The sequence below is a fragment of the Microcoleus sp. K5-D4 genome (genome assembly GCF_036704575.1).
Classification (GTDB): Bacteria; Cyanobacteriota; Cyanobacteriia; order Cyanobacteriales; family Microcoleaceae; genus Microcoleus.
Genome location: NZ_JAUBSD010000005.1, coordinates 40,578 through 57,578, shown reverse-complemented (window position 1 = coordinate 57,578; position 17,001 = coordinate 40,578). Strand labels below are relative to the sequence as shown.

Below are 17,001 nucleotides of genomic sequence, written 5' to 3'. Positions count from 1 at the left end.
GTCGGAGTCGGAGTCGGAGTCGGAGTCGGAGTCGGAGTCGGAGTCGGAGTCGGAGTCGGAGTCGGAGTCGGAGTCGGCGTTTCCGTCGGAGTCGGAGTCGGCGTTTCCGTCGGAGTCGGCGTTTCCGTCGGAGTCGGCGTTTCCGTCGGAGTCGGAGTCGGCGTTTCCGTCGGAGTCGGAGTCGGGGTTCCCGTTGGAGTCGGAGTCGGGGTTCCCGTTGGAGTCGGAGTCGGGGTTCCCGTTGGAGTCGGAGTCGGGGTTCCCGTTGGAGTCGGAGTCGGCGTTTCCGTTGGAGTCGGAGTCGGAGTCGGAGTCGGAGTTTCCGTGGGAGTGGGCGTTGGAGTCGGAGTTTCCGTTGGAATCGGAGTCGGAATCGGAGTCGGAGTGGGCGTCGGAGTTGGAGTTGGCGCGGTAATATTAACGCTGAAAGTTCCTAAACTCGTAGCAGCTACAGGATTCCCAGCAGTATCTTTAACTTGATTACCTTGCAGATTAATACTGTAAGTTGGGTTATTATCTGCAATATCCCAACTTCCCCCAGGCGGAGTAAATGAATAAGTAGCTGTCCGCGCCAAGCCATTAGTATTAGTATCAACACTGACAAAGTTAACAGGAATACCACCGCCCGACCAATTGATTAAAAAGTCAGAACTGTCTAGATTTGTAACATCGATCGCACTATTATCGTTAAAAGTAACAGTAAAAGCTTGAGTGGTTCCCCCCGCCACCGTAATATCAGCAATAGTCGTCGGATTGACAGTTGGGGCGATCCCATCAATTACTATTGCCTTATTTTGACCCAAGGAATTAGCTGCACCCGGATTCGGCAAAGTCAAGACAGCATCAGCATTGGTAGCATTCTTAATAGTACCGCCGTTGAGAGATAAAGCAGTTGTCGAGGTATAGTCTAAGTCGAGACTGCTATTGCCGGCTGTTACTGTGTAATTAAATGTCAGAGTATTGCTGCCGCTGCCACTGGCATAATTAATGACAGTACCTGTACCGCCTGTGGCTAAAGTAAGCTGCGGCGTACCTGTAACAGTAACTGGTTGACTGAACGTGAGGGTAATGGGAATTGTTGCACCGATCGCGTAGGTTCCATCTGCCTGATCGGATGTGATATTAGTAATAACAGGTAATGGACTAACTGTAATGCTGGCTGTTTCGCTGGCTGTACTAAAAGGACTAGAAACGCCATTAGTTTCTAAATCCCCTGTCACATCTGCCGTGCCGCCGTTAGTGCCGGTGATTCTATCCCAAGCATTGAAGGTAATGCCGTCAGTAACTGTTCCGGTGTAGTCGGTATTGGGAACGAAGCGGAGGCGAGTTGTCGCGTCGGCTGCTAACAACAGTGCAGTTGTAGCCGTAGGAATGGTAGTAATATTGTTCCATGTTGTACCGTCTGTGGTATATTGCCAACTGCCATTGGTCGTATCTAAATTGGTGAGGGCGATGCCTCTTGGACGAGGGGAAATGGCGTCGTTGGGATCAGTAATTTGAGTGCCGATAATCGCTGATATTAATGTGCCGCTGTTGTTGGTTTCGTTGATATTAATGGCGGTTAAATTAGGCGTGCCGGCATTGTCTAAGACTGGGGAATCGTTGACTAGGACGCTGACTTGTGCTGTTGAGGTACTGTAACCGTCGGTAGTTGTGTAGGAGAAGGTGTCGAGGCCGTTGAAAGTGGGGTTAGGAGTATAGACGACGCTGCGTTTGGGGTCGATCGCGATCGCCCTGACTGTATTGTCCGCATTGGGGTTAAAAGCAGGATCTGCCAACCCAGTGCTGGTGTTCAACCGGGCAATATAGTTGCGCGGCTGCCCGCCGATATTGGTGAATGGGCCGACTACTACTGGGTTGTTGTTAGCATCGATCGCGATCTCATAGACAGCATTATCCGCATTGGGGTTGAAAGTAACATCTGCCGTGCCGTCGTTGCTGTTCAACCGGGCAATATAGTTGCGCGGCTGCCCGCCGATATTGGTGAAATTGCCACCTGCAACTAGGTTGTTGTTAGCATCGATCGCGATGCCCTCGACATAACTATCGGCATTGGGGTTAAAAGTAGCATCTGCTGTGCCGTTGGTACTATTCAACCGGGCAATTCTGTTGCGCGGCTGCCCGCCGATATTGGTGAATCGGCCGCCTACTACTGAGTTGCCACTAGCATCGATCGCGATCGCATAGACAAAATTATTCGCATTGGGGTTAAAAGTAGGATCTGCGGTGCCGTTGCTGCTGTTCAACCGGGCAATATAGTTGCGCGGCTGCCCGCCGATGTTGGTGAAAAAGTCTCCTACTACTGGGTTGTTGTTAGCATCGATCGCGATCGCGTAGATTCTATCATTCGCATTGGGGTTAAAAGTAGGATCTGCCGTGCCGTTGCTACTGTTCAACCGGGCAATTCTGTTGCGTGGCAGCCCCCCGATATTCGTGAAATCTCCTCCTACTACTGCGTTGCCGTCCGCATCGATCGCGATCCCCCAGACAGCACTATCCACACTGGGATTAAAAGTAGGATCTGCCGTACCGTCACTGCCATACAACCGGGCAATTCTGTTGCGTGGCTGCCCCCCGATATTCGTAAAATATCCTCCTGCATAAATCCAGTCATCAACAGTAACAGTGCCGCCTGTTGGTTGAGTAACACTCTGTACTTTCAGCGCCTTTGTGCCACCAGTATCGTTTGTCAGCACATTAATTTTAATATTAGGAGTCCCGACAGTTGCGATCGCATTGTCGGGAGTAGCAACAGGCAAGTCATTAACAGCTATCCTTCCCAAACGAAATGTAGCGCTTCCCTGGTCAGTATTGTCCCCAAAAAATAGGAAACTCGGCAATCTGTAAGGATTGAAAGGTAAAGGAGGAGAACTTGCAGCGGGGTCAAACTTGATTGGACGCAGCGGCCCTGTGAGGATTGCAGTTGGGTAATTATTAACAAAAAGTTCATAATTGCTGCCTTGTACTTTTAAGACATAATTGTTATTTGAAGTAAGATCGAATCCCGCCGGAAGTGTAGCCGTTTCAGCTTCGACAAAAGTATCTGACTGACCAAAAATTTTATTGTTTTTAAAACCCAATTCTAAACCGTTTAAGCCGTCGCTGCTAATAGCTGTGACGCTAAAACCCGCGCGGTTGGGGTTGCTAGTTTCTGTGGGAATTGCTGCATTAAAAGATATCGTATAACCAGCGGTGCGGTCTAATGCGGCGGCGGTGAAAGGCGGCAGTATCACCGGCGTAGGAGTAAGTAGCGATTGTGGATCGTAATTGTTGTAACCCGCATAGCCAGCATTGCTATTAGGAGTGTAGATGGTGGCAGTATTGATGCCCGTCGAGTTTGGCGTAAACGCACCCGTAGCCAGAGAAGCAGTAGAACCGGGAAGAAAAGGGGGCGTGGGAAGTGGTGTACCGGGGGGGGCTATCTGTCCGTAAGCAAGGGCGGTGCCGTTGGGCGTCCCTATGCCGGGGGGCGTTCCGGCGGGAAGGTTGGTAATCGCGTCGTAGAGGGTAATATTGGGCATGATATATCTAAAGGTAGATGATTTTGCTGAGTTTGATAATGTCAAAGCCTAGCAAATTTACTAATGAGTGTCACCGTTTTTGTACCTGCTGTCAAAAAACTTACGCAATCTTTAAGTTTTGGATAATTCCTGCACCACAAAAAAGCGATCGCACTAACTGGCATAAAGTTAGTGCGATCGCGGTACTATGAATCAGCTATTTATCTATCAGACTCGGCGCGGAATTTTTACGCATTTTCATGGATATTGTTACAAAACTTTACCGTGAGTAGCGTACAAATATTCAGAAACCACGTTTCTCTACCTGAACTCTCTTTTTTTATTGAACCGCAGAGGGCGCAGAGAGCACAGAGGAAGAGAAGAGAGTAAGAAAGGAGTTCACAAGTGATGAGGGATTGCTATGCCAATGCCCAATGCCCAATTCCCCACCTATTTAGCTAACAGTTTTTGAAACACCTGATACATATCCTCAGCCAACTTTTTAGGATTCCACAAAGGTGCGAGATGTTCTGGCTGCTTAGATTTTAATAAATGCTCTTTCACCGCATTTCTGAAACCCGCATCACGGCCAAACTTAACTCCCCACTGCGTGTATTCCTCCCAACTCCACGCCGCACCAACATCAAGATTTGCACTTTTCAGAAAAGCGTAACCCATGCGCGAAAGATATTGGTCGCCGGAGCGAGTTACCACTGGCAAATTCGCCCACAAAGCCTCTAAATTGTGAGTCCCGCCGTTGTAAGGATACGAATCTAAAAGCACGTCGGCTACATAATAAATAGCCCGGTGTTCTTCCTCACTTCGGGTTTGACCTATAAACTTAATCCGAGCAAAATCTACTCCCTGAATTTCGCATTCTTGGCGGTAAGTGCTGTGAATAACGTCGGGGTCGCCTTGACCTTTGCGGATTAAGACACTATCTGGTACTTCCTTCAGAATTGTAACTTGAGCTCGTACCATTTCTGGATTGGTTTTTCTACCTGGCGCAACGCACAGATAAGTCATTTGATCCAAGCCAATTCCGAGAGCGTTTCTAATCGCCTCTCGATTCACAGGAATGCTTTGCAGTGCGCCAATTGCTACCGAACAAGCAGGCAATCTTACTAACTGTTCTAAGTAATTTTTTTCCACACCAGGGGGGTGAGTGTGTTCGTCGCACAGAAAGTAGTGATTATCTGAAATGTAGGGTGCGTCGAATCCCAGCCAAGAAACGCAAATTCCCGCAGGATATTGATACAGCACTTCGACATTTGTTGGCACTGTCATTGAGTCTAAGTCTATCAAAACATCCAAGTTGTCTTGCACTACTTCGGCGAAGATTTCACCGCCGTCAGCAAAGCCGTTTGGATATTTTTTAGGCCAGTAAAACTTGCCCGCCATGTCTTCAAACCGCTGCGTAACTTCATCTCGGTGGAGTTTCCCGGTGACGTAAAGGTGAACGTGGGGGGTGATGTGGCTTAATTCGCGAATTAAAGCTTCGCTGCACCAGCCTACTGAGTGGCGGCGGAAGTGTTTGGAAAGGAAACCGATTTTTAAAGGACGCTGTTCTTTTGTTTGGTAATTTGCTAGGTTGATTCTGTTAATGTCCTGGCGCTTAGGGACAGCTTTTTGGTAATATTCTTTGGCAATAAGTCTGTAGAAACTGGCATTCTTTTCGCGGTTGTCTCGCAGGTGAGAAACTGCAAACAGGAAGATTTCGTAGAGCAGTTTTAGTTCGATTACGCTAAAGGTTTCGACCTTTTCGTAGCAGAGGTTTTCGATTTCTTCTAGTTTCTGAATTGCCTGTTTGCTGACACCTGATTGCAGGTAGGAAAAGACGTAGGCTGTAGCTGACATGACTGGGGCATTTTCGCCGCAGTTTTCGCAGTATTTGTCGGCAACGCTGCGGGCTCCGGCGAGGTTGGTAGAATGGCTTAGCAAGTCGCACAGTTGTTGGTAGGCTTCGCTATATTTGGAGTTGCATTCGATCGCCTTTTCAAAATTGGCGATCGCCTCCAACGGCTTATCTTGTTTCTGAATGTGTCCCATCCGGCAGTAAACCTCTGCCCAATTCGGTTTTAAGGTCAAAGCTTGCTGATAGCTGGCTAAAGCTTCTTCCAGCCGCCCCTGCATGGAAAAACAACTGCCGAGGTTAGCGTGAACTTCCGGCCAGTCGGGCTTAATTTTCAGAGTGTTTTGATAATTAGTAATCGCTTCTTCGTACTTGTTTTGCTGTAAAAAAGAATTGGCTATATTGAAGTGCAAAACTTCTAAATGCGGCTTTAAAGCTACAGCTTTCTGATAGTAAGCGATGGCGGCGTCGAGATTGCCTTGTTGCGATCGCGCGCTGCCGATGTTACCGTAAGCTTCTGCCCAATCCGGCTTAATGGCGATCGCTTTTTCGTAACTTTCGATGGCTTCGTCGCGCTTTCCTTGGCTGAAAAGTCGATTACCTAAGTTAAAGTGGAAGTCTGCACCGACTAGCTGCGGGTTGAGTTCGGATGTTCTTTTAAAACAGGCGATCGCTGCTTCGATGTTGCCGTGTTGGTGATATACTTTCCCTAAATTCCAGTGAGCTCCCGCTAAATCGGGACTCAGGGCGATGGCTTGCTGGTAATGGGCGATCGCTTCTTCCAAACGCCCCATTTTGAAATACATACTGCCGATATTGGCGCGCACTTCCGCAAAATTTGGCTGCAATTCTAGGGCTTGAGAATACGATCGAATTGCAGCTTCAGTTTTGCCTCCTGCTTGCAAGGCATTGCCTAAAGTGACGTAAGCGTAGATGAAATCCGGTCGAAATTTTAGCGCTTGCTGACAAGCTGCGATCGCCTCTTTAATTTTACCTTGAACTAAAAAGTTTTCGGCGAGTTTATTGTACGGTTCTACTTCTTGAAAATTGGCAACTTGTCCGCTATCTGGAACATTGAGCGAGGTAACTTGATCGGAAAGTTCGGCGGGGTTTGTAAACGGAGTATTTAAAGTCTCCGTGGTTGGCGCTGGCGGCAAATTGATGCTCGAAGGCTGCAAGCCGTAGCCTTCATCTTTGTTGACAGATACTGGTTGCTGTTCGCCTGATTCTGTTTCTAATTCGATAAAGTTGCTGTCGGTAGTTTCCCGCTCTTTTTGTGCGATCAAACTCGATAGTTTCTCAGCAGCGCTGGCATCTCCCGGTTGCAATTGCAGCACTTTTTGATAGCAAGTAATTGCTGCATCTAACTTTCCTTGCTGCTGCAAAACGCTGCCCAGCATCATATTGACCGAACACAATTGAGGATTAATTACCAGAGCTTTCTGGTAATAATTGGCCGCCTGTTCCAATTGCCCTAACTTGTAATACATACTGCCGAGATTCGCGCTGGCTTCAGCAAATTCTGGCTGAATTTCTAAAGCTTGCAAGTAAGCTTCAATTGCCATTTCCAGCTTGCCTTGACTATGCAAAGCATTGCCTATTGTTAAGTAAGCAGGAGCAAAATTGGGTTGAAATGTAAGAGCGACATGGCAAGAGGCGATCGCCTTTTCAAATTCTCCTTGCAAAACATAAACTTCCGCCAACTTTTTATGAACTTCCGCATCTTCGGGATTGAACTCTAAAGCTTTTTGATAATTCTCGATGGCGCCACCGAGATCACCCTGATCTTTCCGCCAATTTCCCTTTTGAAAATAATCTCTCACGGCCTCTAAACCTACTAAAGAATTCCCGATCATTTGCTCTGCCACTCGTACAGGTTTTACACTAATAATATTCAACCATTCTACCCACTCTCGGGATCGCACCGACCAAGTACACCCTCGATTTATATATTCTACCTGCTGTCTTAAATGATTTTCAGCAGTGGCGCCGCCCGCACCCGTGCCCTCATTTAAAACTCCGACTATCGCCTCTAAAAACCGCCTTGTATATCCCTCCCAATCTGCGTTGCCCGCCCGATTCCAATTAGTTATCGATGCAAAATTTTTCACCCCTGACATGGAAACTAGACGGGCAAATCCAGCCGTTGTTTCCGGCAAAGCTGCCAATTCACTCGTCACAATGCGGCAACCGCTGGCCATCGCCTCCATCACGGCAATAGATGAGGTTTCCAAATAGGTATTTGGGTAAGCTAAAACCGCGACTGAACGCAGTTGCCGGACGAGTTCGGGTTGCGGTACGGAACCGACGTACTCGACGCCTTCTGTTTCCTGGCACTGGCGGTAAAGTTGACCGAAAAAAAGCTTGTTATCATTGTCGTCTATTTGGTGTACTTTCATGCTTGAAAATACTTTTAATCGGGTTCCGGGGACAGCTTGACGAATTTCGGGAAAGACTTTTAACAAAATATCGAGTCCGCGAAATGGAGTGCTGGTGTAAGCTAGAACGGGCGGTCGAGATTTATGAGAGAGGATAGAAATATTATCGGCGAAAATGTTAGCAAAACAAGGTGCGATCGCATTTCTTAAAACACAACTGCGATTAGAGTCAATCCCAAAGCGCCGATGAAATTGCTGGCGTTGCCACTCGCTGACAAATACAAAGGCATCGCAAGCATTGATTTCTCCCTGATTATTGAAATCTTGGAGGAATACAAAGCCCGGTTCGTTATGAATCCACAAAATTAACTTAGTTCGATGCCCCAAAAGCGGCTTAACTTCCTGCGCTTTGCCGACTATATTGACTATAACTAAAAAATCGAGCGATCGCAGCAATTCTAAATTAGATTTGTCCCCCACCCTGCGCCTGCAATCAACACCGCGCGACATCCCCGACTCGGAAGTATTGTTGAGCAAAAATACCTCGTTTCCCTGTGCAGCCAACGCCTCGGCTAGGTAACAAATAGCCGACTGAGTGCCCCCCAAAGGTTTGCAGTAAGGAGTTTCAATATTGTAATCCCAAGTGTAGGTATCGAGAAATCCGATTTTCATTCAATGGTATAATCTTAAAACTATTAAGGAGTACCGAACATGACCACAGAACAAGATCCCGTAAAATTGATGAAACAGCAAGTCGGCTTTGCTGCAGCCGATCGCGTAAAATCTGGTATGATTGTCGGACTCGGCACTGGGTCAACTACAGCTTATACTATTCAAGCATTGGGCGATCGCATAAAATCAGGTGAACTTAAAGATATCAAGGGAGTGCCGACATCTTTTCAATCAGAAGTGTTAGCCAAACAGTACGGAGTACCGCTGGCAACACTCGATGAAATTGATAGAATTGATGTTGCTATTGATGGCGCTGATGAAGTCGATCCCCACCTCAACTTAATTAAAGGTGGCGGCGCAGCCCACACCCGCGAAAAAGTAGTCGATTACCTCGCAACTCAATTTATTGTAGTAGTTGACAGTTCCAAAATCGTAGATAAATTGGGTTCGACTTTTCGCGTGCCCATCGAAGTTATACCGATGGCATTAACACCAGTGATGCGCGCCATTGAAAAATTGGGTGGCAAACCCGAACTCCGCATGGGCGTGAAAAAAGCAGGCCCAGTAATTACCGATCAAGGTAATATGGTAATTGATGTCAAATTTGATGACATTGCCAACCCCGGAGAAATGGAAAAAAGCTTGAATAACATTCCCGGTGTGTTAGAAAATGGTTTGTTTGTAGACTGTACAGATTTGGTTTTAGTCGGCGAAATCCAAGACGGAAAACCCGTAGTACGGGAGATTTCTAAATAGTCAAAACTGCCGCACTGGTGGTCAAAAACTCTTTGTGGAACAGGCATCTTGCCTGTTCAGGAGAATGCGGCAATATGCGAGTTACAATCCGCAAAAATACAAAAAACAAGGTTTTTTACCCTATAGCAACAGCCAAGACTATTAACAAGTTATTAATCAGTCAAACCCTGGGGATTGTTACATATTCCTTCTTCCTTCTTCCGACGGACATCGGACTGACATCCGTTACATCCGAAGAAAGCGAATCCGTTGCCGAACTTCCGACGGACATCGGACTGACATCCGTTACACCGTTAAAAAATCCGTTGCCGAACTTCTTTCTTCTATAGCTTTGACTTTGATTATGATGATGCAATATCGCAGATTCGGTCGCACAGAATTATCCATGCCCGTCTTTTCCTGCGGTGGCATGAGATATCAGTACAAATGGCAAGACGTGCCAGCCAATGAAATTCCCTCAGACAATCAACAAAATCTAGAATCGACGATTAGCTATTCGATTGAATGCGGCATCAATCACATAGAAACTGCTCGCGGTTACGGCACTTCCGAGATGCAATTGGGGTTGATTTTACCGAATTTTCCCCGCGAAAAGTTGATAGTGCAAACGAAAGTTAGCCCCAAACCGAACTCCCAAGAGTTTCGCGAAGAATTTGAGAAATCATTAGCTTATTTGCAACTGGAATACGTCGATTTACTGTCGCTACACGGCATTAATACGTGGGAATTGCTAGAGGAGTCTATGCGTCCGGGCGGCTGCATGGATGTGGCGAGAAAGTTGCAAGCAGAAGGCAAAGTTCGGTTTATTGGTTTTTCAACCCACGGCCCGACGGATGTGATTGTCAAAACAATTGAAACTAATCAATTTGATTATCTTAACTTGCACTGGTACTACATCAATCAAATTAATTGGCTAGCTATTGAAGCTGCTAAACGTCACGATATGGGCGTTTTTATTATCAGTCCTTCGGACAAAGGCGGTCAACTTTACAGCCCGCCGCAAAAATTGGTAGAGTTGTGCTATCCGTTGAGTCCGATGGTGTTTAATGATTTGTTTTGTTTGTCGCATCCGCAAGTACACACTTTGAGTTTGGGCGCCGCAAAACCTGAAGATTTTAACGAGCATCTGAAAGCTGTAGAATTGTTAGATAGAGCAGATGAAATTTTGCCCCCGATATTAGAAAAATTAGAAAATGCAGCAATTGATAAATTAGGAGAAGATTGGTTTAAGACTTGGCACGTCGGTTTACCAACTATAGAAAATACTCCCGGAGGTATTAATATTTATGTGATTCTGTGGCTGTGGAACTTGGCGCAGGCTTACGATACGATCGACTATTGCAAGATGCGCTACAACCTTTTAGGTAATGCGGGCCACTGGTTTCCAGGCCAAAAAGCCGATCGCCTCGATGAATTAGACTTGCGCCGCTGTCTAGCCCACAGTCCCCACGCTGCTAAAATTCCCGGTATTCTTCAAGCAGCCGATCGACTGTTTGGAGGCGAAGCCATCCAACGCTTGTCCCAAGAATAATCGCAAAAAAACCCGGTTTCGAGACAGAAACCGGGTTGATAAACCGGAGCACGTGAGTTAGTTACGCGCATACAATTAGCCTATACTTGAGAAACTATCACAACCATCGCCCATCCGTCTCATCCATTCGGGCGATAGGACTTTTTTTCTCAACTCGCTCCCATTTTGCTTCAATCTGAGATAAAACAGTTAATAATTCACTTAGGTACTTTTTATGACTCTCAAACGCCGAGATTTCTTGTATTTGATGACTGCCACGGTCGGAGCTATTACCGCAGGTGCTTGCCAAGCGTCAGGAAATAATGTATCGCAAGCAAGTCCAGTTGCAGAAAGTCCAAAAATAGCCCAAACCCCCGGGCCTTTTACACTGCCACCTCTTCCCTACGAATACAATGCTTTAGAACCGCATATCGATGCGCGGACAATGCAATTTCACCACGACAAACACCACGCCGCCTACGTTAAAAACCTCAACGATGCTGTCAGCAAATACCCGCAACTCAAAAATATCTCTGCAGAAAATATGCTGCGAGATTTGAGCAAAGTGCCGGAAGATATTCGCACAACAGTGCGTAACAATGGCGGCGGACACCTAAATCACAGTATGTTTTGGGAAATCATGAGTCCCAACGGTGGCGGCGAACCCACAGGGGCAATTGCAACAGCAATTAAGCAAACTTTCGGCAGTGTTGACGATTTTAAAGCAAAATTTAACGATGCCGGCGCCAAGCGTTTTGGCAGCGGTTGGGTTTGGCTAGTCCGCAATAAAGCCGGCAAACTTGAGATTACAACTACGGCAAATCAAGACACGCCTTTCATGGATGGCAACTATCCAATTATGGGTAACGATGTTTGGGAACACGCTTATTATCTCAAATACCAAAATTTGCGCGCCGACTACTTAAAAGCTTGGTGGAATGTTGTTAATTGGGCGGAAATTAACAAGCGCTACGAAAAGGCGAGCGCTTAGTTCAAAAAAGCTTGTTGTTGCGATCGATCGCAAACAGCCCAACAACAAACTCGGTTTGAAGTAGGTAGGCGCTGTAAAACGCAATTAAGTAAGTAAACGATTGTAAAATATCCTGAGCCTTAAGCGTGGCTGACTGAGCAATGTTTACATACTGTTAGATGGTTCGTTTAATGCCGCCTACCTACTTATCTTGAGATTCTGAGGTCAAACTCGGGCTGCCCTCAATGTACAACCCACCATCTACCTTTAACACGCTGCCCGCGATGTAGTCAGCCGCATCAGATGCCAGGAAAACTGCTGCTTTGCCTAAGTCTTCCGGGAAGCCCATCCGACCAAGAGGCATTTGGTTGCTAAACGACTCAAGCAATTCGTCGCTATACCAGCGTCGCTCACCCGGAGTGTCAGTCCACCCAGGCTCTAGGATGTTGACCCGAATTTTGTGCCACATCAGTTCATTGGCCATAGAAAGAACGAGGTGATGACAGGCTGCTTTGGTGGTGTTGTAGTCAATAGCACCCTTATACGGAAAATGAGCGTGCGGGGATGAGATATGAATAATCGATCCTTTGGCCTTCCTTTCCACCATACGGCGGGCGACTATTTGACATACGTGAAACACACCGTACACCCCTATTTCTAGTGTCCGCTGTAAATCCTCAAATTTAGTTTCCAGCAAGGTGTTTCGGACGCTAGCGATCGCATTTGTTACTAGAATATCGATTTGACCGAGTTCTTGCTCGCACCTATCGACCATCCTTTCCACTTGGTCGCGCTGTGAGACATCTGCTTGAATCGCGATAGCGCGACGGCCGAGAGAGTGAATCTGGTTGACTATTTCTCGCGCAGATGTTGGAGAATCGCAATAGTTGACACAAATATCTGCACCAGATTTTGCTAATTCAAGAGCGATGCCAGCACCAATTCCTTTCGAGCTACCTGTGACAAGTGCAATCTTATTGACAAGCATAGTTAGTATTGAAAAACGGCTATAGCTAGCGCACGGGACGCTCGAACTGCTGTACAACTTTCCGCAAGTAAACGCAGTGCCGCGCCCCCTGACTCGTCGGCGTTGTGAATGCTTCGACTGACTCAACTGTGCCGCCCAAATGCTCGATCGCCCTTTGTAACTCCGTTTCTTCCTCCACCGTCCAATTTCCACGGTAAAGTACAGCCAAACCGCCATTTTTCAGCAGAGGCAGCGCGCATTTAGCGCAGAGAGGAGCTGCTCCCACTGCTCGGAGAACGGCTAAATCATAAGCTTGTTTGTGCTCTGGCGCTCTGGCAATTTCATCGGCTCTCCCCAACAAAGTTGCAGCATTTTCTATCCCTAAAGACGGCACAACTGTTTCCAAAAAAGTAATTTTTTTGCGCGTAGAATCGAGCAAAGTAACTGATAAATGCGGCAGGGCGATCGCGATCGGCAGACCCGGAAAACCCCCACCTGTCCCGATATCGATCGCTTTCTGCACCGACTCGGCTGACAATTCGGGATTTTCCGCCGAATTGTGATTAGCTGGCAGTAGTCTTGCAATTCCCCGCAGAGAATCCCACAAATGTTTTTCCCAAAATTCCATCGGCTCAGTAATTCGAGTTAAATTCAAGGAGCGATTTCCCTCCACAATTAACTCATAAAGCCGCTGAAATTGTTGCTGCTGCGACTCATCCGGCTGCCAATTCAGCGTTTTTTGCCACAACTCGTTCATCTGGGGCAATACAGGCATTGTAATCTGATTCATCTTCTATTCCCACTCTTTTGTAAGCTCTGCAAATTCTCTGCACTTAAAAATGCTTCATAATGCGGTAAGCCCGCCCGCACTAACTAATGACTAATGACTAACAAAACTCGTTTCCTTAGCTTCCAATTTAGACCGATCGACCTCCTGCAAATCCCCGTGGTCTAAAGTCCAAAATCGGTCAGCAACGCTCAACAAATCGCTAGCATCGTGAGTTACAATCAACAAAGTCCAGTGACTTTTCAACTTACTCAACAAGCTTACCAACTGCCGACGCATCGACCAATCCAAACCCGCCGTCGGTTCGTCCAAAAGTAGCAAATGCGGCTGCCGAATTAGCTGCACCGCCAGGGCTACCCTCCGCTGTTGTCCGCCGCTCAAAGCGTGGGGAGAAGCGCGCAGCGGCAAATGTCCTAGTCCCACTTCTGCCATTGCTGAGTTAATTTGTTCTTGTCCCAATTCAGGATGACCCAACCGTAATTCTTCTAAAATTGTGCCACCGCAAAAATGTCTTTCTGGAAACTGGAACACTAAACCTCCTAACTGTTGCAAGTGTTCCGGTGTTAATTCCTGTTCCCGCCAACGGATGTCGCCGCTAGTTTTTTCCGCTAAACCTGCTAATATTTCTAATAGCGTACTTTTGCCAGAACCGCTGCGACCCACAATCAGCCCCATTTGCTGCGAGGGCAGTTCTAAGTTAATATTTTTCAGAATAGGATTCGGACAGGCGGTGGGATGATATACTAAGTTTTTTAGATAAAGCATTAACGGCAGTTGTTAGTTGGCAGTTGGCAGTTGGCAGTTGTTAACACTCAACAGTGAACAATCAGAAAAATAGTTATTGTTGGAGCGGGGAACTTCTGGTTGTGCTATTGATAGTTAAGGCTGTTTTTGGGTGGGTAGATGGCACACAATTATTTTACATAAATCTTAACAAAAATTTCCTTTTTTTCATGATTGGTGTTTGATTTTTCTGTTTTTTCATGGTATATTTTAATAATGAAAATCTGTCCTTTAATCTATTAAAAGTCACACTTACATTATTAAAATGTACCTCAAAAACCATAAAAAATCAAGCAAATTGCACTCTTTTTTTGGTCGCGGCCCGAAAGTCTGAAAATTTAACTCTCTTGTTTCTAGTATACAGTATATTACATTGAGAGAATTGACGATGACGAAAACCCCTTTAGCATCGCTTGGCAAGCAAATGTTAAGTTCTAAACAGACAGTGCGGGCGATCGCTCCTGCACTGGCGATCGCCCTCAGCATCTGCATTAACTCGGCATTAGCGGGCGATCCCTTTCGCAGCAGCAACCCGCAGGCGATCGGGCCCAACACCGAAACCGCTTTCAAAACAATGTTTCAGCAAGGGAACTACAAACAAGCAAAAACTCAAATTCAACAAGCACTATCAGCCGAACCAAACGAGCCGCTAGCCTATGCAATGGCAGCCTCCATCTCATACATCGAGGAGGACTTAAACTCGATGAATTCCTACGCGCAAAAAACCCGCGAAGTAGGCGAAAAATTGGCAAAAACTAATCCATTGCGCGGCAATATTTACACAGCAGCAGGTCACTTTCTAGAAGGGGCGAACATTATAGCCAAAGAAGGAACCGCCAAAGGCGCGCCCCAAGCTTTGAGTAAATTGCGAGTAGTATTTCAATACCTAGATGCCGCCGACAAAATAGCCCCCAACGACCCAGAACTAAACCTAATCAAAGGCTACATGGACTTAATGCTAGCCACAAACCTGCCCTTTTCCAACCCCAACGAAGCAATTCAAAGACTCGAACAAAAAGCCTCTCCCCGCTATTTAGCTTATCGCGGCATGGCAGTAGGGTATAGAGACTTGAAAAAGTACGATCGCGCTCTAGAATTTGCCAACAAATCCCTAGCAGAAACGCCCAATAATCCCGAAGTTCACTATCTAAAAGCACAAATTTTGTTTTCCCAATCCCAGGGAAAAGACGGTAACAAAACCTTACTTGAGGAAGCCCGAAAAAACTTCGACGCCGCCTTAGCAAAACCCGACCAACTGCCGCGCAGTTTAGTAGCCGAAATCTTCTTTCAGCAGTGCAGAACCCGTAACCGTCTCGACAGCCAATCTCGTGCCTGCGACCCGATGCGCGATAAAATTAGAGATGCAGATGGAGTCTGGGGGCCGGCGGCCTTACCACCACTATAAAAACACCAAAAAACTATGCAAGTAGAGTTTCGCGAGTTTAACCCCTTTGACCTCTGGATTTGGCTGAAGTTCAGCAACGTGCCTTCAAACGGTGAAAAACAGTATGTTGAAGAAGTGTTTGACTCTTGGTTTTTCTTGGGAAAACTGGGAGGATTTAATGCGGAAAATTTGCAAGTTCAAGATGAAGGCTTAGATATCAGTCAGATGAATTACGATGTTAATCTAGCCGACCAAAGCATGATGGCTTTAATGCACAATATGGGAGAAATGGAGTATCAAGGTTCTTGGGCTCGCTGCTGGTTTGATTTGGGCACTAGCGATGCGATAGGCCTCGATGTTTTGATTAATGTTTTCCAGCAACTGAGCAAAGAATTCGTAACGATTGAAAAACTCATTATTGGCGGGGAAAATAGAAACTGGCCCGTTGACACCAGTCGCCGTCGAGAGACTTTTGCTGCTGATAATTAGTCATTAGTGATTACTCATTAGGGGCGGATTCTACTCGTTACTAGGCTCTGCCTGGTAACACATATGGAGGCTCTGCCTCCTATTTTGCTGCTCCGAAAGCGAGGCAGAGCCTCTGGACATTGATTCCTAGGCAGAGCCTAGGAACCAGTTAACTGATGACTAATGACTGATAACTAATTATGCAAAAAGGTACAATTCGCGTAATTGTTTTAGGATTAATTCGAGCTGGCGATCGCATTTTCGTGTCAGAATGCGAAGATCCGGTCAAACAAGACACATTTTACCGAGCTCTGGGCGGTGGCATAGAATTCGGAGAACACAGCATCGACGCTTTGCAAAGAGAGTTTCAAGAAGAAATTAAAGCCGAGTTAACAAATATCAAATATTTGGCTTGTTTGGAAAATTTTTTTATTTTTAATGGCCAAGCCGGACACGAACTAATACAACTCTATCAGTGCGAATTTGTCGATCCCAAATTTTATGAATTGGAGAGTCTAGCCTTTGCAGACGGAGATTGGGTATTTACCGCACTTTGGATGCCGCTCGAGCGCTTTCGATCGGGCGAATTGCGCCTAGTTCCAGAGCAATTTATCGACTACTGCGAAGGCTAAAAACTCAACCACTACCAAAAAATACATACCTGATATGGGGGAATTAAACCTAAAATATTTGCATTAGGGGCGGGTTTCACCTGAAATATTTGCGATAACTAACAGGATGAATAAACCCGCCCCTTCCTTCCGCCCAGCGCGTTACCTTTCTCTATCTTACACTAGGCAGAGTCCGCAACAGCTCATAAAGCAAAGAGTTGATAAAACCGAGGGCTATAGCACCCAGCAAAGCACTCCAAATTCCCCACCGCAAGCGAAATCCATCCACTAGCCAAGCCGCCAATCCAAAGATAATCGCGTTGATAACAATTATCCACAAACCAAAAGTTACCAACACCAATG

The 17,001-nt window shown here is 46.4% G+C and carries 12 protein-coding genes; 6 read left to right on the top strand and 6 right to left on the bottom strand.

Features of this window, described 5'->3' with window-relative positions; translation table 11 throughout:
* Together QUA77_RS03090 and QUA77_RS03085 are read right to left on the bottom strand one after the other, a co-directional pair.
* A partial coding sequence (locus QUA77_RS03090; protein WP_333449231.1) for a choice-of-anchor Y domain-containing protein occupies positions 1 to 3,521 on the bottom strand: 3,521 nt, incomplete at its 3' end.
* Positions 3,522 to 3,950: 429 nt separating this feature from the next.
* A complete protein-coding gene (locus QUA77_RS03085; protein ID WP_333449230.1) occupies positions 3,951 to 8,402 on the bottom strand; it encodes a tetratricopeptide repeat protein in 4,452 nt (1,483 codons plus the stop codon).
* A gap of 39 nt (positions 8,403 to 8,441) precedes the next feature.
* Here QUA77_RS03085 and rpiA point away from each other — a divergent pair, with 39 nt between their 5' ends.
* The 3 genes from rpiA to QUA77_RS03070 all read left to right on the top strand — a co-directional run bounded on the left by rpiA (position 8,442) and on the right by QUA77_RS03070 (position 11,659).
* Positions 8,442 to 9,158: a ribose-5-phosphate isomerase RpiA gene (gene rpiA, locus QUA77_RS03080; protein ID WP_333061722.1), complete on the top strand. Its 717-nt coding sequence runs from the start codon at positions 8,442 to 8,444 to the stop codon at positions 9,156 to 9,158.
* A 346-nt stretch (positions 9,159 to 9,504) separates the two neighbouring features.
* A complete protein-coding gene (locus QUA77_RS03075; protein WP_445302054.1) occupies positions 9,505 to 10,689 on the top strand; it encodes an aldo/keto reductase in 1,185 nt (394 codons plus the stop codon).
* Positions 10,690 to 10,903: 214 nt separating this feature from the next.
* Positions 10,904 to 11,659 carry a Fe-Mn family superoxide dismutase gene (locus QUA77_RS03070; protein WP_333449229.1) on the top strand — a complete coding sequence of 252 codons (756 nt, stop codon included), beginning with the start codon at positions 10,904 to 10,906 and terminating at the stop codon, positions 11,657 to 11,659.
* Between the two features lie 181 nt (positions 11,660 to 11,840).
* On the opposite strand, the gene QUA77_RS03065 is transcribed toward QUA77_RS03070, so the two are convergent.
* The 3 genes from QUA77_RS03065 to QUA77_RS03055 form a co-directional block, all read right to left on the bottom strand.
* The gene (locus QUA77_RS03065; RefSeq protein ID WP_333449228.1) at positions 11,841 to 12,626 is read right to left on the bottom strand and encodes an SDR family oxidoreductase; all 786 of its coding nucleotides are present in this window, start codon (positions 12,624 to 12,626) and stop codon (positions 11,841 to 11,843) included.
* A 25-nt stretch (positions 12,627 to 12,651) separates the two neighbouring features.
* On the bottom strand, positions 12,652 to 13,395 hold the full coding sequence (gene rsmG, locus QUA77_RS03060) for a 16S rRNA (guanine(527)-N(7))-methyltransferase RsmG (RefSeq protein WP_333449227.1): 744 nt from the start codon (positions 13,393 to 13,395) through the stop codon (positions 12,652 to 12,654).
* Between the two features lie 90 nt (positions 13,396 to 13,485).
* Positions 13,486 to 14,157, bottom strand: coding sequence for an energy-coupling factor ABC transporter ATP-binding protein (locus QUA77_RS03055; RefSeq protein ID WP_333038351.1), 672 nt, complete (start codon positions 14,155 to 14,157; stop codon positions 13,486 to 13,488).
* Between the two features lie 406 nt (positions 14,158 to 14,563).
* Between QUA77_RS03055 and QUA77_RS03050 the strand changes: the two genes are divergently transcribed.
* The 3 genes from QUA77_RS03050 to QUA77_RS03040 all read left to right on the top strand — a co-directional run bounded on the left by QUA77_RS03050 (position 14,564) and on the right by QUA77_RS03040 (position 16,659).
* On the top strand, positions 14,564 to 15,580 hold the full coding sequence (locus QUA77_RS03050; RefSeq protein ID WP_333449226.1) for a Sll0314/Alr1548 family TPR repeat-containing protein: 1,017 nt from the start codon (positions 14,564 to 14,566) through the stop codon (positions 15,578 to 15,580).
* 15 nt (positions 15,581 to 15,595) lie between these two features.
* On the top strand, positions 15,596 to 16,048 hold the full coding sequence (locus tag QUA77_RS03045) for a DUF3531 family protein (RefSeq protein ID WP_333038358.1): 453 nt from the start codon (positions 15,596 to 15,598) through the stop codon (positions 16,046 to 16,048).
* A 179-nt stretch (positions 16,049 to 16,227) separates the two neighbouring features.
* Positions 16,228 to 16,659, top strand: a complete 432-nt coding sequence (locus QUA77_RS03040) for an NUDIX domain-containing protein (protein WP_333449225.1) — start codon at positions 16,228 to 16,230, stop codon at positions 16,657 to 16,659.
* Between the two features lie 151 nt (positions 16,660 to 16,810).
* On the opposite strand, the gene QUA77_RS03035 is transcribed toward QUA77_RS03040, so the two are convergent.
* On the bottom strand, positions 16,811 to 17,001 hold a 191-nt coding region (locus QUA77_RS03035; RefSeq protein ID WP_333449224.1), incomplete at its 5' end, for a phage holin family protein.